General features: G+C 57.1%; 1 protein-coding gene. It reads left to right on the top strand.

Annotated features, from left to right (window positions below):
- Window positions 1–219, top strand: a 219-nt coding sequence (locus WYK_RS06505; protein WP_040373738.1) for a hypothetical protein, incomplete at both ends; no start/stop codon positions are given.

Raw genomic sequence — 219 nt, 5'->3', positions numbered from 1 at the left:
ATACCGGAGCCACCGGAGATATCGGAGCAACGGGAGTAACAGGAGTAACAGGAGCTACAGGAGTAACAGGAGCAACGGGAGTAACAGGAGCTACAGGAACAGGAGTAACTGGAGCCACAGGTGATACCGGAGCAACCGGAGCCACAGGAGTCACGGGAGTCACCGGAGATATCGGAGCCACAGGAGTAACTGGAGCCACTGGAGATACCGGAGCCACAG

Origin of the sequence: Peribacillus psychrosaccharolyticus ATCC 23296, from assembly GCF_000305495.1 — a bacterium.
GTDB classification, from domain to species: domain Bacteria; phylum Bacillota; class Bacilli; order Bacillales; family DSM-1321; genus Peribacillus; species Peribacillus psychrosaccharolyticus.
This window is presented reverse-complemented; position numbering and strand designations above follow the sequence as displayed.